This window comes from Kribbella sp. NPDC026611, assembly GCF_040638345.1.
In the GTDB taxonomy this organism is placed as follows: Bacteria; Actinomycetota; Actinomycetes; order Propionibacteriales; family Kribbellaceae; genus Kribbella.
In genome coordinates, this window is sequence record NZ_JBEZYC010000017.1 from 17,565 (window position 1) to 40,636 (window position 23,072).

At 69.7% G+C, this 23,072-nt stretch carries 20 protein-coding genes; 13 read left to right on the top strand and 7 right to left on the bottom strand.

Annotation, left to right across the window (positions count from 1 at the left end):
- Positions 1-28 precede the first annotated feature (28 nt).
- Positions 29-1,381: a serine hydrolase domain-containing protein gene (locus tag AB0E69_RS40365; protein ID WP_360159529.1), complete on the bottom strand. Its 1,353-nt coding sequence runs from the start codon at positions 1,379-1,381 to the stop codon at positions 29-31.
- Positions 1,382-1,467: 86 nt separating this feature from the next.
- On the opposite strand from AB0E69_RS40365, the gene AB0E69_RS40370 reads away from it, so the two are divergent.
- Positions 1,468-4,704, top strand: coding sequence for a BTAD domain-containing putative transcriptional regulator (locus AB0E69_RS40370; RefSeq protein WP_360159531.1), 3,237 nt, complete (start codon positions 1,468-1,470; stop codon positions 4,702-4,704).
- A gap of 18 nt (positions 4,705-4,722) precedes the next feature.
- Here the strand turns inward: AB0E69_RS40370 and AB0E69_RS40375 are convergent, their stop codons facing one another.
- Together AB0E69_RS40375 and AB0E69_RS40380 are read right to left on the bottom strand one after the other, a co-directional pair.
- On the bottom strand, positions 4,723-5,349 hold the full coding sequence (locus tag AB0E69_RS40375; protein WP_360159533.1) for a TetR/AcrR family transcriptional regulator: 627 nt from the start codon (positions 5,347-5,349) through the stop codon (positions 4,723-4,725).
- A 135-nt stretch (positions 5,350-5,484) separates the two neighbouring features.
- Positions 5,485-6,012: a DinB family protein gene (locus tag AB0E69_RS40380; RefSeq protein ID WP_360159535.1), complete on the bottom strand. Its 528-nt coding sequence runs from the start codon at positions 6,010-6,012 to the stop codon at positions 5,485-5,487.
- A gap of 92 nt (positions 6,013-6,104) precedes the next feature.
- On the opposite strand from AB0E69_RS40380, the gene AB0E69_RS40385 reads away from it, so the two are divergent.
- Entirely contained in the window at positions 6,105-6,794 is a 690-nt protein-coding gene (locus AB0E69_RS40385; protein ID WP_360159537.1) for a DUF433 domain-containing protein, read from the top strand.
- Positions 6,795-6,816: 22 nt separating this feature from the next.
- Here AB0E69_RS40385 and paaK read toward each other — a convergent pair whose 3' ends face one another.
- Genes paaK through paaI form a run of 3 tightly spaced genes read right to left on the bottom strand, consistent with a single transcriptional unit; the run spans position 6,817 to position 9,746 of the window.
- Complete coding sequence (gene paaK / locus AB0E69_RS40390) at positions 6,817-8,118, bottom strand: phenylacetate--CoA ligase PaaK (protein ID WP_360159539.1); 1,302 nt, start codon at positions 8,116-8,118, stop codon at positions 6,817-6,819.
- Between the two features lie 9 nt (positions 8,119-8,127).
- Positions 8,128-9,330 (bottom strand): 3-oxoadipyl-CoA thiolase, encoded by a 1,203-nt coding sequence (gene pcaF / locus AB0E69_RS40395; RefSeq protein ID WP_360159541.1) that lies wholly within the window; start codon positions 9,328-9,330, stop codon positions 8,128-8,130.
- Positions 9,327-9,746, bottom strand: a complete 420-nt coding sequence (paaI, locus tag AB0E69_RS40400) for a hydroxyphenylacetyl-CoA thioesterase PaaI (RefSeq protein ID WP_360159543.1) — start codon at positions 9,744-9,746, stop codon at positions 9,327-9,329. The genes pcaF and paaI overlap by 4 nt, the downstream gene beginning before the upstream one ends.
- A gap of 74 nt (positions 9,747-9,820) precedes the next feature.
- Between paaI and paaN the strand changes: the two genes are divergently transcribed.
- The 11 genes from paaN (at position 9,821) to AB0E69_RS40455 (ending at position 22,770) form a co-directional block, all read left to right on the top strand.
- The gene (gene paaN / locus AB0E69_RS40405) at positions 9,821-11,488 is read left to right on the top strand and encodes a phenylacetic acid degradation protein PaaN (protein ID WP_360159545.1); all 1,668 of its coding nucleotides are present in this window, start codon (positions 9,821-9,823) and stop codon (positions 11,486-11,488) included.
- Entirely contained in the window at positions 11,481-12,863 is a 1,383-nt protein-coding gene (locus AB0E69_RS40410; protein WP_360159547.1) for a serine hydrolase domain-containing protein, read from the top strand. Before paaN ends, AB0E69_RS40410 begins: the two co-directional genes overlap by 8 nt.
- Positions 12,864-12,888: 25 nt before the next feature.
- Positions 12,889-13,407 carry a flavin reductase family protein gene (locus AB0E69_RS40415; RefSeq protein WP_360159549.1) on the top strand — a complete coding sequence of 173 codons (519 nt, stop codon included), beginning with the start codon at positions 12,889-12,891 and terminating at the stop codon, positions 13,405-13,407.
- Positions 13,408-13,471: 64 nt separating this feature from the next.
- Positions 13,472-14,035, top strand: coding sequence for a WHG domain-containing protein (locus AB0E69_RS40420; RefSeq protein ID WP_360159551.1), 564 nt, complete (start codon positions 13,472-13,474; stop codon positions 14,033-14,035).
- On the top strand, positions 14,032-14,601 hold the full coding sequence (locus AB0E69_RS40425; protein WP_360159553.1) for a hypothetical protein: 570 nt from the start codon (positions 14,032-14,034) through the stop codon (positions 14,599-14,601). Before AB0E69_RS40420 ends, AB0E69_RS40425 begins: the two co-directional genes overlap by 4 nt.
- A gap of 175 nt (positions 14,602-14,776) precedes the next feature.
- Complete coding sequence (locus AB0E69_RS40430; protein ID WP_360159554.1) at positions 14,777-15,808, top strand: zinc-dependent alcohol dehydrogenase family protein; 1,032 nt, start codon at positions 14,777-14,779, stop codon at positions 15,806-15,808.
- A gap of 188 nt (positions 15,809-15,996) precedes the next feature.
- Positions 15,997-17,283, top strand: a complete 1,287-nt coding sequence (locus tag AB0E69_RS40435; RefSeq protein ID WP_360159556.1) for an ABC transporter substrate-binding protein — start codon at positions 15,997-15,999, stop codon at positions 17,281-17,283.
- A gap of 44 nt (positions 17,284-17,327) precedes the next feature.
- The gene (locus AB0E69_RS40440) at positions 17,328-18,227 is read left to right on the top strand and encodes a sugar ABC transporter permease (protein WP_360159558.1); all 900 of its coding nucleotides are present in this window, start codon (positions 17,328-17,330) and stop codon (positions 18,225-18,227) included.
- The gene (locus tag AB0E69_RS40445; protein ID WP_360159560.1) at positions 18,224-19,129 is read left to right on the top strand and encodes a carbohydrate ABC transporter permease; all 906 of its coding nucleotides are present in this window, start codon (positions 18,224-18,226) and stop codon (positions 19,127-19,129) included. Before AB0E69_RS40440 ends, AB0E69_RS40445 begins: the two co-directional genes overlap by 4 nt.
- A 164-nt stretch (positions 19,130-19,293) precedes the next feature.
- Entirely contained in the window at positions 19,294-20,928 is a 1,635-nt protein-coding gene (locus AB0E69_RS40450; protein ID WP_360159562.1) for a hypothetical protein, read from the top strand.
- 57 nt (positions 20,929-20,985) lie between these two features.
- Positions 20,986-22,770, top strand: a complete 1,785-nt coding sequence (locus tag AB0E69_RS40455; protein ID WP_360159564.1) for an NHL domain-containing thioredoxin family protein — start codon at positions 20,986-20,988, stop codon at positions 22,768-22,770.
- Here AB0E69_RS40455 and AB0E69_RS40460 read toward each other — a convergent pair.
- Entirely contained in the window at positions 22,760-23,008 is a 249-nt protein-coding gene (locus AB0E69_RS40460) for a DUF6458 family protein (protein ID WP_360159566.1), read from the bottom strand. The two genes, AB0E69_RS40455 and AB0E69_RS40460, sit on opposite strands and share 11 nt — an antisense overlap.
- Positions 23,009-23,072 lie beyond the last annotated feature (64 nt).

Genomic DNA, 23,072 nt, shown 5'->3' on the forward strand with positions numbered 1-23,072 from the left:
GGGCCCGGGGAACCTCCCCGGGCCCTTGTCATGCGTTGCCGAGCTCGCCGAAGGACAGCGGCGCCCGGGTGCACAGATAAGTTGCCCAGTGCAACTGTGTGGGCGTGCCCGAGCTGTCCCTGGTGATCCGCAGCAGCTCGCCCCGCTCGCGGCCGGACACGGTGCGGTAGGTGTCTTCCGAGACGCGCTCGAACACGGCGGGGGCAAGGTAGTCGGCCGCGTCGGGCGACTTGGCTTCCAGTACGCCGTCCTTGACCGAGAACACGAACGGCGTCCCCTCGGAGAACCAGGTGCCGAGGACGCCCTCGAGTTCCGCCGGGACCGACGTACCCGGGACCCAGGCCGGGATCGGCAGCGGATCGTCCTCGAGCACCTTGATGATCAGGTCGGTGGCCAGCGCGCTCGGCGACGAAGCCGGCGGCGCCCCGAACAGCGCGATCCCGGCGGTACCGGACTCGCGGTGCACGAAGGTCGAGGTGATGTGGCCCGGCATCCCGCCGTCGTGGCCGACGAACAGCCGCTCGCCGCGGCGCAGCAGCATGAACCCGAGGCCGAAGGCGAGCTGCCACCGGTCCGTGTCGGCCATGATCTGCACCTGGCACATCTCCTCGAGAGTGTCCTTCGACAGCACCTCGTCGACCGGGTTCGCGACGAACATCGCCCACTTCGCCAGGTCCTCGGCCGTCGACGCCAGTCCACCGCACGCCGCCATCGCGCCGATGTCGATCAGCGGCTCCTTGACCGGTACGTCGGTCCACGGCGGCACGTAGTACCCGGTCTGAGCCGGCCCGCCGTCCATGCCGACCGTGGTCCGGCGCATCTCCAGCGGGTCGAGGATCCTGGCTTTGACCGAGTCGTACCAGGACCGGCCGTCGAGCCGGGCGACGATCTCACCGAGCAACGAGTAGACCAGGTTCGAGTAGTGGAACCGGTCGTGCGGTCTGCCGACCCGCTCGGCCTCGTTCCACCCCGGGACCAGCTCCTCGCGGGACGGGAACTTCATCAGGTCCCAGACGTCGCCGACCGGTTCGCGCTGCATGCCGGTGGCGTGGCTGAGCATCTGCCGCACGGTGATGCCCTCGTGCTTGCTCTCCGGGATCAGCTTCTCGACGGTGTCGTCGAGGCTCAGCTTCCCCTCGTCGCGGAGCGCCATCACCGCGACCGCGGTGAGGGTCTTGCTCTGCGACGCGATCAGGAACTGCGAGTCCGCGGTCGGCGGCTCGCCCGGACGGTCCAGGTCGGCGGACCCGATCCCGGTGGACCAGGCCAGCCCACCTTCGCGGGCGACGGCTCCCACGACACCGGGGACCCGGCCCTTCGACTGACGTTCGGCGACGATGCGGGTGAGCGCGTTCTGTGTCTGCGCGGCGATTTCGGTCACGACTTCCGACCTTAAGGCAGCCAAGTGACAAAAGGCAGGGGTGTTTGGTCGGTCGAATGTGCGAGGCTGGTGGAGTGCGCATAGCGGTGCTTGGGCCTCTCGCCATGTGGGCGGCCGACGGGACTCCGCTGGACGTCCGCGGAGTCCGGCTGCGCGGTTTGCTCGCGCGGCTCGCGCTGAGCGCCGGCCGTCCGGTCAGCGTCGAGACCCTGGTCGACGGCCTGTGGGGCAGTGAGGCCCCGAGCGCCAACGCACTGCAGTCGCTCGTCTCCCGGCTGCGCGCGAGTCTGCCGGCCACCGAATCGAGCATCTCGGTCCAGTCAGGCCCGGCCGGCTACACGCTGACCATCGGACCGGACTGCGTCGACGCACTGCAGTTCGAAGACCTGGTACGGCGTGGCCGCAGGCTGCTGACCTCGGACGCCGAGCAGGCGCACACCCTGCTCACCCAGGCCGACAAGCTCTGGCGTGGTGAGGCCCTGGCCGACCTGCGCGATCTACCGTTCGCCGCGATCGAGGCGGACCGCCTCGCCGAGCTCCGGCTGGCGGCGGCGGAGGACCTGGCCGAGGCCGCGGTCAGCTGCGGCCACGCCCGCGACCAGGTCGCCAACCTCGAACACCTCGCCACCACCCACCCACTCCGCGAGCGAGTCCACGAGCTGCTGATCCGCGCGCTGTACGCCGACGGCCGCCAGGCCGAGGCCCTGGCCGCGTACGAGCGTCTCCGGGCCACGCTGGCCGACGAGCTCGGCGCCGACCCCGGCACCCGGCTTCGCAACCTGCATGTCTCGGTGCTGCGCGGCGACAGCATCGACCCGGCTCCCCAGCCGGCCACCGCATCGCCCGCGCCGTCCAAAGCGCGCCACAGCAACCTGCGAGCACCACTGACCAGCTTCGTCGGCCGCCGCGAGGATGTGGCCGAGCTGACCCGGTTGCTCAGCAACGGCACCCGACTGGTCACGATGGTCGGCCCCGGTGGCGCCGGCAAGACCCGCCTGGCCACCGAGACCGGCAGGACCCTCGTGGACCAGTCCGGCGACGGCATCTGGTTCGTCGAGCTTGCTCCGCTCGGTGATGCGGCCGACGTCGCGCCCGCGGTGCTGTCCACCCTCGGCGCGTCGGAGTACGTCGACCTGCCGGCCACCCTGACCCCCAAGCACATCCCGACCAGCCGGGCCGCGACCGAGCGGCTCGTCGAGGTCATCGCCGACCGTCCCATCCTGCTGGTCCTCGACAACTGCGAGCACCTCATCCAAGAGGTCGCCGGCCTGGTCGACTCGCTGCTGGCATCCTGCCCGCGGCTGCGGGTGCTGACGACCAGCCGCGAGCCGCTGAGCATCCCCGGTGAGCACCTGCACCCGGTCGGTCCGCTGGGCCTCCCGCCCGAGGAGGGTGTCGAGGCCGACGGCTACCCGGCGATGCAGTTGTTCGTCGACCGCGCCCGCGCCGTACGTCCCGACTTCATGCTGATCGACAAGAACCGGGCGGCGGTGGCCGAGATCTGCCGGCGCCTGGACGGTATGCCGCTGGCGATCGAGCTGGCGGCTGCCCGATTGCGGGCGCTGACCCCGGACCAGATCGTCGAGCGGCTCAACGACCGGTTCCGGCTGCTGACCAGCGGGTCGCGGACCGCGCTCCCCAGGCACCAGACGCTGCGGGCCGTGGTCGAGTGGAGCTGGGAGCTGCTGGACCCGGACGAGCAAGCGGTCGCCCGGCGGCTCTCGATGTTTTCCGGCGGCGCCACGCTGGACGCGGCCGAGCAGATCTGCAGCGACGAGGCGATCCCGGCCGAGTCCGTGCTCACCCTGCTCGCGTCGCTGGTCGACAAGTCCCTCGTCGAAGCAGCGGCCGACGACAGGTCCGTGCGGTACCGGATGCTCGAGACGGTCCGCGCGTACGGCGCCGAGCAGCTCAAGGCAGCGGGCGAGCAGGACCGCTTCCGGCGCAAGCACACCGCGTACTTCAGCCGGATGCTCCGCAAGGCCTGGCCGGCCCTCCAAACCGGCGAGCAGATCCAGTGGATCGCCCGGCTGAACGCCGACAACGAGAACCTGATCGACGCCCTGCGGTACGCGATCGACATCGGGTCCGCCCGGGTCGCCGTCCAGATGGTCGCGGTGCTCGGCCAGTACTGGACGATGAGCGGACGCCCGGCCGAGGCGGTCGGCTGGATGGAGGCCGCGCTCGCCGTACCGGGCAGGTCTGCTCCGGTCGACCGGGCCGTCGCGCTGTACCTGCTCGCGCTCGGCCGGGTCTCCAGCGACAACGATCCGGCCCGCGCGTTCCAGCAGGGCATCCGCAACCTGGCCACGATCCGCTGGCTGAGCCGGAACCACGCGCAGGTCCGCGAGGTCGGCATCGCGCTGTTCGTGAACGCGATCTGGGCCGCCTTCCGCCGGGACAAGGCCGCGACCTTCCGCTGGCTGGAGACCGGCCGCGAGCACCCCGACCCGTGGGTGCGGAGCATGGCCACGATGGCCAACGCGATGTTCCACGAGAACGAGGGCGAGGTCGACCAGATGGCGGCCGACCTGGAGTTCGCGCTGGACGGTTTCCGCGAGCTCGGCGACCGGTTCGGTTTGTCGATGGCGCTGCGCGGCCTGGCCGAGTACCAGTCGACCTCTGGCCGGTACGCGGAGGCGTTGGAGTCGCTGGTCGAGGCGCTCCGGCTGATCCGCGAGCTGGGTACGACGGAGGGCGTCGGGCAGCTGCTCGGCAGCTGCGCAATGTGCCGGCTCGAGCTGGGCGATCCCGAGGGCGCGCGGGCCGACCTGGACGAGGCGCTGCGGCTGGCCGAGGAGAGCGGGTCGCGCAGCGGTCAGGCGATGTCCCACCTGGGGTACGGCCGGCTCGCGGAGCGGCTCGGGCGGCTGGACGAGGCCAAGCGGGAGATCGAGTTCGCGTACTCGATGCTCGACCTGGACGCCGAGCGGCTCGCACCGCACGGACAGGCGATGCTGCTGGCCCAGCTCGGCCGGATGGCGGCGCTGACCGGTGACGTCGAGGAAGGGCAGCGCCGTGCCCGGGAGGCGGTCGCCTTGGCGCTCACCACCGAGGACATGCCGCTCGCCGCCGCCGCGGTCGAGGCGGCCGCCGAGGTGGACCTGGTCGCGGGCGAGTTCGCGCAGGCCGCCCGCACCCTGGGCATGGCCGGCCGGATGAAGGGTGTGTGGGGGGTTCGGCCCGTCGACCTGCAGCGAGTCGTCGACCGGCTGCAGGATGCCCTCGGCAACGACCGGTACGACGCCCTGTACCAGGCCGGTGCGGCGCTGACCCGCGAGGAGGCCCTCGCGGAGCTCGGCAAGCGGGTCAGCTCGTCCTGATTGTCAGGCGGTGAATCGTCAGGCGGTGATGAGCTGGACGGCCAGCTCCCGCAGGGACTTCTGCACCTTCTGCTCGGGTGGTCGTGGGTCGGACAGCATCCAGTCGTAGACCACGGCGTTGACCGCGCCGAAGAACGCCAGCGCCAGGAACCGGAAGTCCTTGCGCTTGATCTCGCCGCGCTCGACCGCGGTGTCGCCGAGGTCGCGGACACTGCCGATCAGCAGCTCCCGGAACGCGATCCGCTGCTCCTCGACCGCCGGGCTGGTCCCGACCACCTCGACGAACGATATCCGTGCCCGGCGCAGGTCCGCCATGATCGTCCGCAGGTAGGAGTCGACGGCCGCGGTGATCCGCTCCCGGACCGGCCGGTCGGCCGTCCGGCGCAGCGCGTCGCCGGTGCTCCCGACCGCCAGCTCGATCACCTGCGCGTGCACCGCGAGCAGTACGGCCTCCTTGTTCTGGAACTCGTGGTAGAAGTGCCGGGTCGACACTTTCGCCTGTGTGCACAGGCGTTCCACCGACGTCGCCGGATAGCCTTCGGTCCCGAACAGCTCCAGTGCCGCGGCCAGCAACCGCTCCCGGCGTGCGGCCTTCCATTCCTCGACTGACCGCCCGGAATAACGGCGTACGGAGGGTTCCCTCATCACACCTCTTGTCGCTACCCCGTGCCAGATGCCGGACATCCTATCCACGCCTCGGGCCGTCCGGTACCGCCCCGGCGAGGCGGCCGGTGATCGTGCTCGCGACCAGGCCACCCGGCCGACTGGTTCGGCCCCGGATCAGGAGTCGCCGGGCTGCTGGTAGCCCCTGGTGCCGTCGATCAGTTCCCGGATGATGTCGAGGTGCCCGAGGTGCCGGGCGGTCTCCTCGATCATGTGGCAGAGCACCCAGCGCACCGACGGCGCCTTGTCCGGCGGACCCGCTTTCCCGACCGCGTCCAGCTCCAGGGCGGCGACCGTGGCGTTCGAGCGCGCGCACTCCTCGTCGTACTCGTCCAGCAGCTGGGCGATGGGTACGTCGTCGACGAACATCTCCGCGTCGACGTGCCCGCCCTCGGTCCACGGCGTCTGCCCGGTGTCGGGCACGCCCGCGATGCGCGTCTGGAACCAGTCGTACTCGACCCAGCGCAGGTGCGCGACCAGACCGGCCATCGTGCTCAGCGGTGAGCTGGGCAGAACCTTGCGGTGGGCATCTTCTTCGGTGAGTCCTTCGCACTTCATCCGCACGAAGGAACGCTGGACATCGAGCCATCCGACCAGCTGGGTGCGCTCGTCGGCCGTCAGCGACGGACGTTCTACAGGAGTCATTGCGCGCACCGTACCGGACTGCTCGGGGCAGCGATACACATTTCTGGCACTCTGGTCCTGACAGCGCCCGCTCAGCGCAGACGAGGTGACACGTGGACCCACGGTTCGACCGGCCGCTCTACACCCGGGCCGAGGTCGCCCTGCATCTGGGACTCCCGGCAACGACACTCGGCGACTGGTTGCGCTCCGGAGCGCTCGAGGCCGGCCGCGGCACCCGGGGCGAACCGACGATCACCTTCGCCGGCCTGGTCGAGACCCACATGCTCCGGCACCTGCGCCGCTCGGGTCTGTCCCTGCAGGCGATCGGCGAGGCCGCGGTCGCCCTCCGCTCCCGGGCCGGCCGGCACTACCCGCTCGCCTGGTCCGGCCTGGCGTACGACGGCCGCGACCTGCTGATCGAGATCTCCAACGAGGGCCGCGAGCAGGGCTGGGAGCGGATCCGCGACAGCCAGGGCGGCCTGCCCGGCGTCCTTCGCCGCGGCTCGGCCGCGATCGGCTGGTCCGACGACGGGTACGCCGCCACGCTCCGACTCGTCATCTACCACGACATCGACGTAATCGTGGACCCCGCACGCGCCTACGGCCAGCCCATGGTGGACGGTTCGGACGTCCGCGTCGAGGACGTCGTGGGAGAGGTCCGGACCGGAGCGTCGTACCGGGAGATCGCGGCCAAGTTCAACCTGGAGGACTTCGAGGTCGAGGCTCTGGTCCGCCCCCACATCCGCCCCCCGGCGTTCCGCAAGACCCGCCACTTCGAAACCCAGCCCGAAGCTCTGCTCTAAGGATTACCGGCCAGCCACCCTCTCAGCCTGTTCGGTCGTCGCGGATGCGTTTCGCCTTGCCCAGCGAGCGTTCCAGCCCGTGCGGCTCGACCACCTCGACCGTGATCGTCACGCCGACGCGCTCCTTGACCCGCTGCGCCAGATGGGCGGCGGCGGTCCGGTGATCGGTCAGACCGGGTGCGGCCTCGACCTGGACGGTGAGTTCGTCGAGGCGGCCGGGGCGGGTCAGGACGCAGAGGTAGTGCGGCGTGAGGCCTTCGACCAGCAGGATCTGTTCCTCGATCTGGGTCGGGAAGACGTTCACGCCGCGGACGATCATCATGTCGTCGGTCCGGCCGGTGATCTTCTCCATCCGGCGCATCCCCGGCCGCGCGGTGCCGGGCAGCAGGCGGGTCAGGTCGCGGGTGCGGTACCGCAGTACCGGGAAGGCTTCCTTGGTCAGGGTGGTGAAGACCAGTTCGCCCTCGGACCCGTCCGGCAGCACCTCGCCGGTGACCGGGTCGATGATCTCCGGGTAGAAGTGGTCCTCCCAGATGTGCAGGCCGTCCTTGGTCTCCACGCACTCCTGCGCGACCCCCGGGCCCATCACCTCGGACAGGCCGTAGATGTCGACCGCGTGGATCCCGGTCCGCTCCTCGACCTCGCGGCGCATCTGCTCGGTCCACGGCTCGGCCCCGAAGATGCCGATCCGGAGCGCGGTGTCCCGCGGGTCCAGCCCGCGCGCCGCCATCTCGTCGACGATCGAGAGGAAGTACGACGGCGTGACCATGATGATCCGCGCCCCGAAGTCGCGGATCAGGTCCACCTGCCGCTCGGTCATCCCGCCGGACACCGGTACGACGGTGCACCCGAGCCGCTCGGCCCCGTAGTGCGCCCCGAGCCCGCCGGTGAACAGGCCGTAGCCGTACGCCACGTGGCAGACGTCGCCCGCACGCCCACCGGCCGCCCGGATCGACCGCGCCATCAGATCGGCCCAGTTGTCGAGGTCCCGCCGCGTGTAGCCAACCACAGTCGGCCGCCCAGTAGTCCCGGACGAAGCATGCACCCGCACCACTTCGGTCCTGGGCACCGCAAACATTCCGAACGGGTAGTTGTCGCGCAGATCTTTCTTGGCGGTGAACGGCAACCGGCTCAGGTCCTCGAGCGACTGCAGGTCCCCGGGCTTGAAGCCGATCGCATCCAGCGCGGAACGATAGTGCGGCACGTTCTCGTAGGTCCGCCGTACGGTTGCCTGCAGCAACGATAGTTGCCGGGACCGGAGTTCGTCGACGGACAGCTTCTCGCCGGCGTCCCGAAGCTCTTCCGGACAGGCCGCACCGAACATGACGTTCTCCTAGGGACGGGCGAGCAGGGTCGCGATGCCCTGGCCGACGCCGATGCACATGGTGGCCAGCGCGTACCCGGCGTCGCGGTGGCGAAGCTCGAGGGCCGCGGTGAGTGCGAGGCGGGCGCCGGACATCCCCAGCGGGTGGCCGAGGGCGATCGCGCCGCCGTTCGGGTTGACGTGCTCGGCGTCGTCGGGGAGGCCGAGCTCCCGCAGTACGGCCAGCGACTGCGCGGCAAACGCCTCGTTCAGCTCGATCACGTCGACGTCCGACAGCGCGACCCCGGTCCGGTCGAGCAGCTTGCGAGTCGCCGGCGCCGGCCCGATCCCCATGATCCGCGGCGGCACCCCCGCAGCCGCGGTCCCAACCACCCGGGCAATCGGCGTAACACCAAACCTCTCGACAGCCTCCCCGCTCATCACCAGCAAAGCCGCAGCCCCGTCATTCACCCCCGACGCGTTTCCAGCCGTGACGGTCCCGGGCGAACGGAAAGGAGTCTTCAAACCCGCCAGAGCTTCGTACGACGTCTCCCGGGGATGCTCGTCCGTGTCGACGACCGTCACCGCACCACGCTTCCCCGGCACCTCGACAGCAACGATCTCCTCGGCCAGCCGACCATTGGCCTGCGCCTTCGCCGCCCGCTGCTGCGACCGCAGAGCGAACCAGTCCTGGTCCTCCCGCGAGATCCCGAACTCCGCCGCCACGTTCTCCGCGGTCTCCGGCATCGAGTCGATCCCGTACTGCGCCTGCAGCGCCGGGTTCACGAACCGCCAGCCGATCGTGGTGTCGTAGATCTCCGCCTGCCGCGAGTACGCCGAACCCGCCTTCGGCATCACGAACGGCGCCCGCGACATCGACTCGACCCCACCGGCCACGACAATGTCGTTGTCTCCGGCAATGATCGACCGCGCCGCGGAAGCGAGAGCGTCCAACCCCGACCCGCAGAGCCTGTTGATCGTCGTCCCGGGAACCGACTCCGGCAACCCGGACAGCAGTACGGCCATCCGCGCGACGTTGCGGTTGTCCTCGCCGGCCTGGTTCGCGCACCCGAGGACGACATCGTCGATGAGCGCGGGGTCCAGGGCGGTTCGGTTCAGCAGGGACGAGACGACGTGCGCGGCCAGGTCGTCCGGCCGGACCGCGGCGAGCGCGCCGCCGTACCGCCCGATCGGCGTCCGAACTCCGTCGACCAGAAAGGCCTCGCGACTCATGCTTCCTCCGGAATGATCGTCCCCGACAACTGGCGGCTGCGGCCGCGGAACTCGGCGATCACCTCGTCGCCACGGGTGACCGTGACGTCGTAGATCGCGTTCCGGCCGAAGGTGGTCCGCTCGTGGGCCTCGGCGACCAGCAGATCACCGCGGCGCGCCGGCGCGACGAAGACGACGTCGCAGGCCTGCGCGACCGTGACCAGGTTGCGCGAGTTGCACGCGAAGGCGAACGCGGAGTCGGCCAGAGTGAACACGAATCCACCATGCGCGATCCCGTGCCCGTTGACCATGTCGTCGCGCACGGTCATCTCGAGCCGCGCCGTCCCGGCGCCGACGTCGACGAGCCGCATGCCCAGCCCTGCGCTGGCGGTGTCCTCCGCCCACATCGCCGCGGCGACCCTGGCTGCCAAGTCCATCCGACCTGCCCCATCGAGAAGAAGCTATATGACACTCTGGTCCCGGTTGCGCCAACGACTGTAACATCGCAGGCATGACCGATCTGCTCGCCGCTCATCGCGACCGCCTCGACGCCGCACTGACCGCGATCCGGGACCGCGGTTACCACTCCGCCTTCCCGGAGTCCCCGAGTCCGCGGGTGTACGGCGAGACCGCGGCGGCCGACGGCAAGACGGCGTTCGAGGCCCACCTCGGGGCGACGTACGCCCTGGACATCCCCGGTGCGCGCGGCACGGTCGTGACCGAGGAGTCGCCGTACGGGATCGCGATGGACGTCGCGTACCCGCGGATGGTCGAGGAAGGGCTGGACGAGCTTCTGACCGCGGCCCAGCAGGGTCTCGCGGACTGGCGGCGGGCCGGGATCGACGGCCGGACCGGGGTCGTGCTGGAGATCCTCGACCGGCTGCACAAGCGGGTGTTCGAGCTGGCCAACGCGGTCCAGCACACCAGCGGGCAGGCGTTCGTGATGGCCTTCCAGGCCGGCGGCGCGCATGCGCTGGACCGGGCGCTCGAGGCGGTCGCGTACGCCCACGAGGAGATGCACCGCTACCCGGCCGAGGCGACCTGGGAGAAGCCGGCCAAGGGCGACCCGATCCGGATGACCAAGACCTTCACCGTGACCGGCCGTGGCGTCGCGCTGGTGATCGGCTGCAACACCTTCCCGACCTGGAACTCCTGGCCCGGCCTGTTCGCCTCGCTGGTCACCGGCAACGCGGTCGTGGTCAAGCCGCACCCGCTGGCCGTGCTGCCGCTGGCGATCACCGTCGAGGTGTGCCGCGAGGTGCTGGCCGAGGCCGGCTTCGATCCGAACCTGGTCACGCTCGCCACCGAGCGCGCCGGCGACGGCCTGGCCAAGCCGCTGGCGACCCGGCCCGAGGTGAAGCTGATCGACTTCACCGGCGGCAGCGAGTTCGGCGAGTGGCTCGAGCAGAACGCGACCCAGGCGACGGTCTTCACCGAGAAGGCCGGCGTGAACGCGGTGATCATCGACTCGACCGACGCGTTCAAGGCGCTCTGCGGGAACCTCTCCTTCACCCTCGCGCTGTACTCGGGCCAGATGTGCACCACCACCCAGAACCTGTTCGTCCCGGCCGCCGGGATCGAGACCGACGAGGGCCACAAGTCGTTCGAGGAGGTCGGCGCCGGCATCGCGACCGCGATGAGCAAGCTGCTCGGCGACGACGCCCGCGCGGTCGAGATCCTCGGCGGCATCGTGAACCAGGCCGTGATCGGCCGCCTCGAGCTGGCCCCGGAGTACGGCGAGGTCGTGCTGGAGTCGCGGGCGATCGAGCACCCGGCCTTCCCGAACGCGGTGGTCCGGACGCCGACGCTGATCGCGATCGGCGCCGACGACGCCGACGTCTACGGGCGCGAGTGCTTCGGTCCGGTGTCGTTCCTGGTCCGGACCGCCGACACTGCGCAGTCGATCGAGCTGTTCCGGAAGACCGTGGTCGACGGCGGCGCGATGACCGCCGGGATCTACTCGACCGACGAGAAGGTGATCGAGGAGGCCCGCGAGGCCGCGCTCGACGCCGGGGTCGCGCTGTCGGAGAACCTGACCGGCCCGGTGTTCGTGAACCAGTCGGCCGCGTTCAGCGATTTCCACGGCACCGGCGCGAATCCGGCCGCCAACGCCACGTACACCGACGGCGCTTACGTTGCGAGTCGCTTCCGCGTCATTCAATCTAGGCGTCATGCCTGACGACCTGTTGCCAGAGAACCTGCGCGAAGCGCTCGAGTACTACGACAGCTGGCTGGCGTTCAACCAGCGCTACCGGCGCGTCCCCGGAATCCAGGCGGCGGTGTACGCCGGCGACGGGGTGGTGTTCTCCGGCAGTTACGGTCTCGCCGACGTGGAGAACGACGTACCGCTGACCGACCAGCACCTGTTCCGGATCGCGTCGCACTCGAAGACGTTCACGGCTACCGCCGTCTTCCAGCTGGTCGAGCAGGGCCGGCTGCGGCTCGACGACAAGGCCGGCCAGCACGTCACCGAGCTTGTCGGTACGCCGCTCGGCGAGCGGACCGTCCGGGAGCTGCTCGCGCACGCGGGCGGTATCACCCGGGACAGCGCGGACTCCGACTGGTGGCAGCTCGCTTACAGCTTCCCGGACCGGGATCAGCTGCTGGACGTCATGCGCCAGGAGTCGTCGGCCGTGATGCCGGAGAACGAGCGTTTCAAGTACTCCAACATCGGCTACGGCCTGCTCGGTCTCGTGATCGAAGCCGCGAGCGGGACGCCGTACAACTCGTACGTCCAGACCGCGATCGTGGACAAGCTGGGGCTCTCCGGGCTCGGGCCGGAGCTGGACCCGGCCCGGCTGAGCGAATACGCGGTCGGCTACAGCTCGGTGGAGTACCGCGAGGAGCGCCTGCCGATCGAGCACATCGACACGCACGCGCTGTCGGCTGCGACCGGCTTCTTCGGGAACGCGCGCGACCTCGTCACCTACTTCTCCGCGCACCTGCCCGGCGACGACCGGCTGCTGTCGGACAAGTCGAAGCGGGAGATGCAGCACCCGCACTGGGTCACCGGCACCGACGAGAAGAGCCGCTATGGGCTCGGTGTGATCGTGCAGAAGGTTGGCGAGCGCGATGTCTTCGGCCACGCGGGCGGGTATCCGGGGCACATCACCAAGACGTTCGTCGACGGCGAGCGCCGGCTGATCGTCTCCGTGCTGACCAACGCGATCGACGGGCCCGCCGCGCAGCTGGCCGAGGGCTTCCTCAAGCTGGTCGAGCTGGCCGAGTCCAAGGAGCGCGGCGATGCGGCCGGCCTGGCCCGGTTCGCCGGCCGCTACGCGGACCTGTGGGGAGTGACCGACATAGCCCTGCTCGGTGGCCGCCTCTACGGGATGTCACCTGCCGAGGGCAATCCGGCCGACCAGCCGATCGAGCTCGAGCTGGACGGTGACAACCTGCGTGTGTCCGGTGGCAACGGGTACGGCGCGTACGGCGAGTCCTACCGCTTCACCTTCGACGCGAACGGCGCTGTCGAATCGGTGCGCGGCGGCAACGGCCTGACGATGCATCCCATCGACCGCTTCGCCCTGCCGTCGAAGGTGACGCTCGGCTAGGTCGCCGGGTCAGTACCGTGCTGGTATGACCATCCACGGTGACCACCCGTTCCTTCCGCCGGAGTCGGAGCGGAGCCCGGTCCGGCGGTTCCGCGGCCGGCTGCCGTCCCCGGTCGGACTGTGGACGACGGCGTACGACGGGAAGCGGGCCGGGCTGACGGTGTCCTCGATGCTGGTCGCGGACGGCGAGCCCGGGTTCGTGGTCGGGATGATCGACCCGGACTCGGACCTGTGGGAAACGTTGCGCAGGGCAAGGACCGCGGTGGTCGCGCTGCTCGGCGAACCGCACCGGCAGCTGGCCGACGCCTTCGGGTACGTCGCGCCGGCGCCGGGCGGCCCGTTCCGCCTGCTCGACTGGACCGACACCGAGTGGGGTCCCGCGCCGGTCGGCGTACCGACCTGGGCCGGCTGCACGCTCGTCGACCAGGACCCGCCTGAGGTGGGCTGGGGGCTGCAGGTCCAGCTGGAGATCAAGCACGTCGAGCTGGCGGCTGACGACGTACCGGCACTGGTCCACCGCCGCGGCCGCTACACGGCGATCTAGACCACCTGGAAGCGCCTCCGAAAGTCCGTTGACGCCCTCGGCTAATGTCATTAGCCTTCTGGCTATGGTTATAAAGAAGCCGCTGACGCCGACCACTGTGGTCGACGTGGCGCTCGGCGTCGTCGACGAGGACGGGCCGGACGGCCTCACGCTCGCCGCCGTGGCGCAGCGGTGCGGGGTGGCCACTCCGTCCCTGTACAAGCACGTGGCGAGCCTCGGCGAGCTGAAGACGCTCGTCGGGGTGCGGGTGCTGGAAGACATGACCGAGCAGTTCACTGCGGCCGTCCTGGGCAGCAGCGGTGACGAGGCGGTCACCACCTTGATGCACGCGTACCGCGCTTACGTTGCCGCCAACCCGAACCGGTACGCCGCTATGCCGATGGACCCCGTCCACGACCCGGTCCAGCGGGCGATCGCCGGGAAGTTGCTCGGCGTCATGTACGCCACGCTGCGCGGCTACGGGCTCGAGGGCCCGGCCGCGGTCCATGCGACCCGGCGGCTGCGCGTGCTCGTGCACGGCTTCGCGTCGATCGAGTCCGCGGGCGGTTTCGGCCTGCCCGAGGACCTCGACGAGACCTACGACCAGTTGATCCAGATGTATCTCACCACCCTGAGGAATGAGTCATGAGAATCCCCCTGTCCGTCGCCGGCCTGCTGTTCCTGCTGTACCCCGCGCTCCGTCCGTGGGAGGACGAGACCACCAGGGCGGGCGCCTCGGCCGCGATGGGCTCCACCGCCTGGATCGTCGCCCACCTCTGCGCGATGATCGGCTTCATCCTGGTGGCGGTCGCGCTGCTGCAGATCAACCGCGCGGCAGCGATCGTATTCTGGATCGGCGCCGGACTGACGCTGCCGTACTACGGCGCCGAGGACTTCGGTCTGCACGCGATCGCCGGCCAGCCGAACCTGCTCGACCTGGCCGAGGACGTGCGCTACAACCCGTTCGCGATGACGCTGTTCGGCGCCGGCCTACTGACCATGGCGGCGGCCGGGATCATCGTCGCGGTCCGGCTCCGGACGGTGCCGGCGATCCTGTTCGGTGCCGGCTTCGTCCTGTTCCTGCCGCAGTTCTTCACCCCGCCCGCAGTGCGGATCGGTCACGGCGTACTCCTCGCCGTCGGCTGCGTGTGGCTCGCCTGGACCGCGCGGCGGACGGAGGCAGCCCAGGCCACCGGGCAACCCGCCACGATCTAGGCCGTGTCTGGTGATTCCCCGCCTACTGCGCTGCACTCGGCACGGCACCTCGGCGCACTGGTGCAAAGGGCACGATGCTCCGCATCGAACCCTTCGCCCCAGCACGCCGAGCTACCGCACCGAGCACATGCTCGCTACGGCGCGGAATCACCAGACACGACCTAGTGTTGGGCCCATGCGTGCCACAGTGCTCCACACGTCGTACGACGTCCGGCTCGAGGACGTCCCGGACCCGAAGCTCGACGGGCCCGGGGACGCCATCGTCAAAGTCGTTGCCTCCTGCATCTGTGGCTCCGACCTCTGGCCGTACCGGGGTGAGCCGCCGGTCAAGGCGCCGCGGCGGATCGGCCACGAGTTCGTTGGGATCGTCCAGGAGATCGGTTCGGAGGTCCGCACGGTCAAGCCCGGCGACTTCGTGATCGCACCGTTCGTGGTCAGCGACGGGACCTGCCCCCACTGCCTGGCCGGGTTCCAGACCGCCTGCGTGAACCGGGTCGGGTACGGCACCGACCGCGCCGACGGCGGCCAGGGCGAGTACGTCAAGCTCCCGTACGCCGACGGCACGCTGGTCGCGACGCCCGAAGTACCGGACGACTCGCTGGTGCCCTCGCTGCTCACGCTGTCGGACGTGATGGGGACCGGGTGGCACGCCGCCCGGTCCGCGCGGGTTAAGCCCGGTGACACTGTGGTCGTCGTCGGGGACGGCGCCGTCGGGCTGTGCGGCGTACTGGCCGCGGCCCGGATGGGCGCGGAGCGAGTGGTGTCGATGTCACGGCACGAGCCCCGGCAGAAGCTTGCGAAGGAATTCGGTGCCACGGACATCATTTCCGAACGCGGCGACGCGGGGCGGGACGCCGTACTCGAACTGACTGACGGCGTCGGCGCGGACGCGGTGCTGGAGTGCGTCGGGACCGGGCAGTCGATGACGACCGCGTTCGACGTCGCGCGGGCCGGCGCCACGGTCGGATTCGTCGGCGTACCGCATGGCGTCGAGGTGCCGATCGGGACGATGTTCGGGCGGAACGTCGGGCTCGCCGGGGGCGCGTCGCCGTGCCGGGCGTACCTGCCGGCCCTGATGGCGGACGTGCTGGCCGGGGAGATCGACCCGGGCAAGGTCTTCGACTCGGTGCTGCCGCTGGCGGACGTGGCCGAGGGCTACCGGGCGATGCACGAGCGCCGGGCCATCAAGGTCATGTTGCGCCCCTGAAACGAACAGTCGCGCTGCGCAGTGCCTGTTATGTGCGCGCTCTCACACTGTCAAGGTGCGTGGGGTCACGGCTGCGCAACGCGCTTGCGCGGATCGTTGACACCCGGCAGGCCGCGTCCCAGAGTTGGGGCCGTCAAGGGGGCATCGTTGTCACAGGCGGCTCCAGCAACTGATCGGAGAGTGAAATCATGCGTGGTGGTCTGAGTAAGACCCTCGCAGTGGTGGGTGCGGCGGGTCTTCTCGCGGTGTCCGCGTGCGGGAATAGCGACGACAACGGTGGCGGCGGCAACGGAGGCTCGTCGGCCAGTAAGGACGTCACTGTCTTCACCTGGTGGGCGGACGGTGGTGAGAAGGCCGGGCTGGACGGCCTGGTCTCGACCTTCGCGACCGAGTGCAAGGACTACAAGTTCGTCAACTCCGCCGTCGCCGGCGGCGCGGGCTCCAACGCCAAGCAGGTGCTGGCCAACGACCTGCAGGCCGGCAAGCCGCCGTCGACGTTCCAGGCGCACGCCGGTGCGGAGCTGAAGGACTACATCAACGCCGGCCAGGTCGACGACGTCAGCGGGCTGTACAAGGACTACGGGCTGGACAAGGCCTTCCCGCAGAACCTGATCGACAACCTGACCGTCGACGGCAAGATCTACTCGATCCCGGCGAACATCCACCGGGCGAACGTGGTCTGGGCGAACCCGACGGTGCTGAAGAAGGCGAACATCGACGCCACCAAGGCCCCGGCCACCGTGGACGCGTGGATCGCCGACCTGACCAAGCTGAAGGCGGCCGGCGTGACGGCGCCGCTCGGCCTCTCCAAGGGCTTCGCCCAGGAGATGCTGATGGAGACGACCCTGCTCGCCGAGCTCGGCCCGGACAAGTTCAGCGGGCTGTGGGACGGCAAGACCGACTGGGCCGGCGGTGACGTCACCGCGGCGCTGAACAAGTACAAGACGCTGCTCACCTTCAGCAACAGCGACCGCGAGGCGATCGACTGGGCCGACTCGCTGGGTTACGTGAACAAGGGCAAGGCCGGCTACACGCTGATGGGCGACTGGGTCGCCGCACAGCAGCTCGCCGACAAGGTGCCGGACTCGGCGTACACCTACTGGCCGGCGCCGGGTACCCAGGGCGACTTCCAGTTCCTCGCCGACTCGTTCACGCTGCCGACCAACGGTGCGGACCCGGACGGCGCCAAGTGCTGGCTGAAGGTCGTCGGTTCGGCCGAGGGCCAGAAGGCGTTCAACACCAAGAAGGGCTCGATCCCGGCCCGGTCGGACGCGAACCCGGCGGACTACCCGAAGTACCAGCAGACCGCGATGGCGGACTGGAAGAGCAACAAGATCGTGCCGTCCTGCGCGCACGGTGCGGCCTGCACGGCCGGACAGAACAACGACATCCTGTCCGCGCTCAGCCAGTTCAGCGGCAGCCCCGACGTCGCCAAGCTGCAGTCGGCGCTCGGTACCGCGATGAAGACGAGCTGATGCAGCACGAGTTGCGGATCCGTCACGATTGGGAGGACTGAGCGTTGCACGGAAGAATTCGGACCTGGGGACCCGGCGCCCTGGTGCTGCTGCCGACCGTGCTGCTGCTCGGGTACTTCGTCTACGGGCTGATCGCGTGGTCCTTCAACACCTCACTGACCAGTCGGCACACCGCTCGCAAGGGCCCGGCGTCGTACGTCGGGTTCGAGAACTACGGGCACCTGTTCGGTGAGGACCGGTTCCTCAACTCGCTGAAGAACCTCGGCGTGCTCACGGTGGCGTTCATCGTGGGCACGCTGATCTTCGGCCTGCTCTGGGCGCTGCTGCTGGAGAAGGGCGTGCCGGGAGAGTCGATCTTCCGGTCGGTCTACCTGTTCCCGATGGCGATCTCGATGATCGCCTCGGGCGTGGTCTGGGGCTGGCTGCTGAACCCGTCCCAGGGCGACGACGCCCGCGGCCTGAACCGGCTGTTCCAGATCCTGCACCTGAACTTCCTGGAGAATCCGTGGTGGACCGCGGGCAGCCGATGGACGACGATGGCGTCCATCGCCCTGCCGGCGGTCTGGCAGCTGTCCGGCTACATCATGGCGCTGTTCCTGGCCGGCTTCCGGGGCATCCCGGGCGAGCTGCGCGAGGCGGCCCGGGTGGACGGCGCGTCGGAGTTCAAGCTGTACCGGCACGTGCTGTTCCCGCAGCTGTCGCCGATCGCGCTCTCCGCGCTGATCATCCTCGGGCACATGTCGCTGAAGCTGTTCGACCTGATCTACGCGATCACCGGGCCGAACCAGTTCCGCACCGAGGTGCCCGCGGTCTACATGTGGAACACCTTGCTCCGCAGCGACCAGGCGAAAGCCGCTGCGATCGCGATCGTGCTGCTCGCGGTGGTCGCCGTCCTTGTCATTCCGTACATCGCGTACACCGTCCGGCAGGAGAACGAGGAATGAGCGCCGATACCGCTGCCGCGACCGGACAGGCCGCCGCGGCGATCCGCCGGAAGCCGCAGAAGCGCGGAGTGATCGCGGACGGCTCGACCCGGCGCAGCCGGACCGTGCGGTACATCCTCCTGCTGCTGTTCCTGTTGTTCGTCCTGACGCCGGTGTACGTCGTACTCATCACCAGCTTCAAGACGTCCAGCGACACCACCGCCGCGGCACAGTGGTCGTTGCCGCAGACCTGGACGGTGGAGCCCTGGCGCAAGGCCTGGGACGTGCTCCAGCCGTACATGATCCGGTCGCTGTCGCTGGCGATCCCGGCGGCGATCATCTCGTCGCTGATCGGCTCCGCGAACGGGTTCGTGCTGGCCCGCTGGCGGTTCCCGGGGGCGAACATCGTGTTCGCGTTCATCCTGTTCGGGATGTTCATCCCGTACCAGGCGGTGATGCTGCCGCTGCGGACGACGTTCACCGAGCTGGACGTGACCCGGGGCGTGCCGACGCTGATCATCGCGCACTGCATCTACGGCATCCCGATCTGCACGCTGATCTTCCGGAACTACTACGCCACCATCGTGCCGAACGAGATCATCGAGTCGGCCCGGGTGGACGGCGCCGGGCTGATCCAGACGTACGCGCGGATCATCCTGCCGATCTCGATCTCCGGGTTCGTGGTGACGCTGATCTGGCAGTTCACCTCGGTCTGGAACGACTTCCTGTTCGCGCTGTTCCTGACCCAGCAGAACAACGGCCCGGTGACGCTGGGCCTGGCCGCGCTGGCGGGTGGCCAGAAGGTCGACTACGCGGCCAGCATGGCGGGCGCGCTGATCACGTCGCTCCCGACGCTGCTGGTCTACATCCTGCTCGGCCGCTGGTTCATCGGCGGCCTGATGGCAGGTGCCCTCAAGGGCTGACAGTTTTCACGGTTGTACGGCGTACGCGCGGCCCGGGCTCCTGGTGAGCACGGGCCGCGCTTGCGTGATGACAGGTTGTGGATAACCTGGTCGCTTCTCCAGTTGTCCACAGGACGCGCGCAGGACTCTGCGGCGGACTGTGGCAGGACGGTAATCTCACGAACGTGACCAAACCTCCACGCGGACGGGACGGACGGCGCAGCCACCTGCGGCTGGTCGGCTCGGGTCCCGGTGCGCCGGACGGGCCGACGCTGGGTGTCGACGTCGACATCACGCCGAGCGTCGCCGTGCTGGAGACGTTGCTCGAGACCCTTTCCCTGGATCTCGCCGCGGCGCCACCGGCGCTGCATCCGGTGATCGCCGAGGCCTCGGTGGCGCGGTCGGCCGCGATGCTCGCCGACCAGCTGTGGCCGGCCGGGCGGCCGGACGAGATCGGAGAGGTCGAGCGGTTCTTCTGGGCGGATGCGGCCCGAGTGCTGAGCGAGCGCCGCGACGAGGAATCCTTTGTCCTGCTGACGAGTCTGGCCCGGACGGTCGGGCCGGCCGGCCGGTTGCCGTTGCAGCGGGCCCATGTCGCCCGGTTGCGGACCCAGGGCTTCGTGCCGGAGTGGGTGACGCGGATCGCCGGCTTCCGGCTGACGAGCGCGATCGTGTCGGAGGACATCACCGGTGACGGGCTGAGTGTCGTGCTCGACTACGACGACGAGCAGCACCCGCACACCGTGGTGGTGTTCATCGACAACAACCTCGGTGCGATCGTGAAGGACGTCTTCGTCGGTCCGCCGGTGGACCGGGTGCTGGAGGCGTACCAGCGCGGTGGGCGGGTGACGATCCGGACCGTCCGGCCGTCGATCGCGGCCGGGATCATCCTCCAGGCTCTTGGGGAGACCAACGACTACGACGAGCCCCCGGTGAGCGAGGACTTCGAGTTCTTCTCCGGGCTGCTGGTCAACCGGCTGACCCAGTTGCCGGAGCGGCCGGTGCGACCGCCGGTGCGGCCGTTGCTGTCGCCGCGGCAGCGCGACCAGCTGGTCGAGGAGTTCCTCGCGTCGGAGCGGGCGATGGGGCTGCCGGACGAGGCCGCCGACATCCTTCGGCTGTGGATCGACCACGCCGTGGACCACACCGTCGGCGGTCCGCTGCGAGTCAGCGCCGTACTGGTCGAGTTGTTCCTGGCGCACTGGTTGCCGCGCAAGGTGCTTGCCGACAGCACGTACTTCGAGGCGGTGCCGGGTGCGGTGAAGGCGTGGCTGGAGTTCGCGGGGGAGCGGACGCAGCTGCCGCTGGACGCCGTGGACGAGGCCGTCGACGCGGTGGACATCTGGACGCCGGCGCTGGCCGCGGCGGCCATCGTCGACCCGGTCGGTTCGAGGCCGGGCGAGCGCGTCTTCCTGGACGAGACCAGCAACGACCTCGAGGACGCGTACCGGGCGCTGGCCGGGCTGGGTTCACCCCCGCAACCGGACCTCAACGGCCTGGACAACTCCCAGGCTGCGACGCTCTCGGTGCTCGCCCCGCACGCCTGGCTGATGGCCGGCGAAACTCTCGGCAACGCGTATGCCTCCGACGCCTTCGACATTGCCGAGCGCCTGGTCCGCGACGCCCCCGACCTCCTCACCAAGGCCCGCCTCTCCACCTGGCCCCGAGCCATCGTCTGGCTCCTGGCCCACCGCCACCGCCTGGTCGGCCCCGGCGAAGCCCTCACCCCCTACGCGCTGGCCACCGACCTCTCCTCCTCCCCGGCAACCCTCCGCAAGACCGCCAAACTCCTCACCGACACCCTGATCCTCCCGCGCTGAGTCTCGGTCCGTGGCCCCCGCGGCCGGGCGTGTTGAGTGGGGCCGGACAATGTTGGTATGCATGTGCGTGCGCCGGAGTTGCGGGGTCGTGGGTGGTTGAACACCGGGGGGCGGGAGCTGAAGCTCGCGGACTTTCGGGGCCGATTCTTGTTGCTGGACTTTTGGACGTTCTGCTGTATCAACTGCCTGCACGTGCTGGACGAGTTGCGGCCGCTGGAGGAGAAGTACGGCGATGCGCTCGTGATCGTGGGGGTGCACTCGCCGAAGTTCGCGCACGAGGGTGAGGAAGCGGCGGTTCGCGCTGCGGTCGAGCGGTACGAGGTGGGGCATCCGGTGCTGGACGATCCGGAGCTGGTGACCTGGCAGAACTACACGGCCCGCGCGTGGCCGACCCTCGTGCTGGTGGATCCGAACGGGTACATCGTCGCGCAGTACTCCGGTGAGGGACACGCGCACGCGCTGGACGCGTTGCTGGGCGAGCTGATCCCACAGCACGAGCAGGCCGGGACGTTGACCCGCGGGCAATCGCCGTACGTCGCGCCCGAGCCGGAGTGGTCGGAGCTGCGGTTCCCGGCGAAGGTGATTGCCCTGGACAACGGGTTCCTGGTCGCGGATGCGGGGAACCACAGCCTGGTGGAGCTGGCCGACGACGCGGCAACCGTCGTACGGCGGATCGGGACCGGCGAGCGTGGGTTCGTCGACGGCGGCGCGTCCGAGGCGCGGTTCTCCGAGCCCAACGGCCTGACCCTGCTCCCGGACGAGCTCGCCGCGCGGGTCGGGTACGACGTGGTCGTCGCGGACACCGTCAACCATGCCCTGCGCGGGGTCTCGTTGCAGAGCGGTGAAGTCACGACGTTGGCCGGGACCGGCAAGCAGTGGATGGACGGCGACGGGACCGACGTCCTGAGCTCGCCCTGGGACGTCGCGTGGTGGCGGGACAAGGTGTGGATCGCGATGGCCGGCGTACACCAGCTGTGGACGTACGACCCGGTCACCAAGGTCACCGAGGTCGCGGCCGGCACGACCAACGAAGGGCTGAAGGACGGTCCGCTGGCCGAGGCCTGGTTCGCGCAGACGAGTGGTCTCGCCGCCGACGGCGACCGGTTGTGGCTGGCCGACTCGGAGATCTCGGCGTTGCGCTGGATCGACACGGAAGTACACACCGCTGTCGGCACCGGGCTGTTCGACTTCGGCCTGCGGGACGGCAAGGCGAGTGAGGCGTTGCTCCAGCACCCGCTCGGCGTGACCGTGCTGCCGGACGGTTCGGTGGCGATCGCCGACACCTACAACGGCGCCGTACGGCGGTTCGACCCGCGGACCGAGGTGGTCGAGACGATGGCGGCGGACCTGGCCGAGCCGAGCGGTGCCGTTGTCGTGGGCAACGAACTGCTGGTGGTCGAGTCGGCGGCGCACCGGCTGACCCGGATCCCGCTCGGTGCATCGGCGCGGGTCGACGAGTTCAGCACGCGGACACAGCGTCCACCGATGGAGGTTGCGGCCGGTGAGGTGACGCTCGAGGTCGTCTTCACGCCGCCGCCCGGGCAGAAGCTCGACAACCGCTACGGCCCGTCCACCCGGCTGCTGGTGTCCTCAACCCCGGACAACCTGCTGCGCGAGGGTGCCGGCGACTCCACCGACCTCACGCGACGGCTGGTGATCGACGAGCACGTCGGCGACGGCGTCCTGCACGTGGCGGTCCAGGCCGCGTCGTGCGACGACTCCACGGAGGTCGAGTTCCCCGCGTGCCACGTGCACCGCCAGGACTGGGGCGTGCCCGTCCAGGTGACCCCGGACGGGCAGACCCGCCTGCAGCTGGTGCTCTCGGGAGCGACTACTCCTTGATGTCCCGGTGGTGCTCCTCGACCACGCGGTACTCCTCCTCGACCGCGGGGTCGATCGCATCGGTGGTGACGCGGCGCCGCCGGTTCGTGATGTAGAAGGAGAGCAGGATCCCGGCCAGTCCGGCGAGCATCAGGATGTACCCGACGACCTGCAGGTTGACCGCGTCCCACGAGTCCCTGATCGCGAACGCGAACACCGCGCCGACGACCATCAGGAAGATCCCCACACCGATGCTCATCCGAGCCTCCTTGGAGTGCGTCCAACACCTTCGACGCTACCCCGCCGTGCGTCGACAAACCATC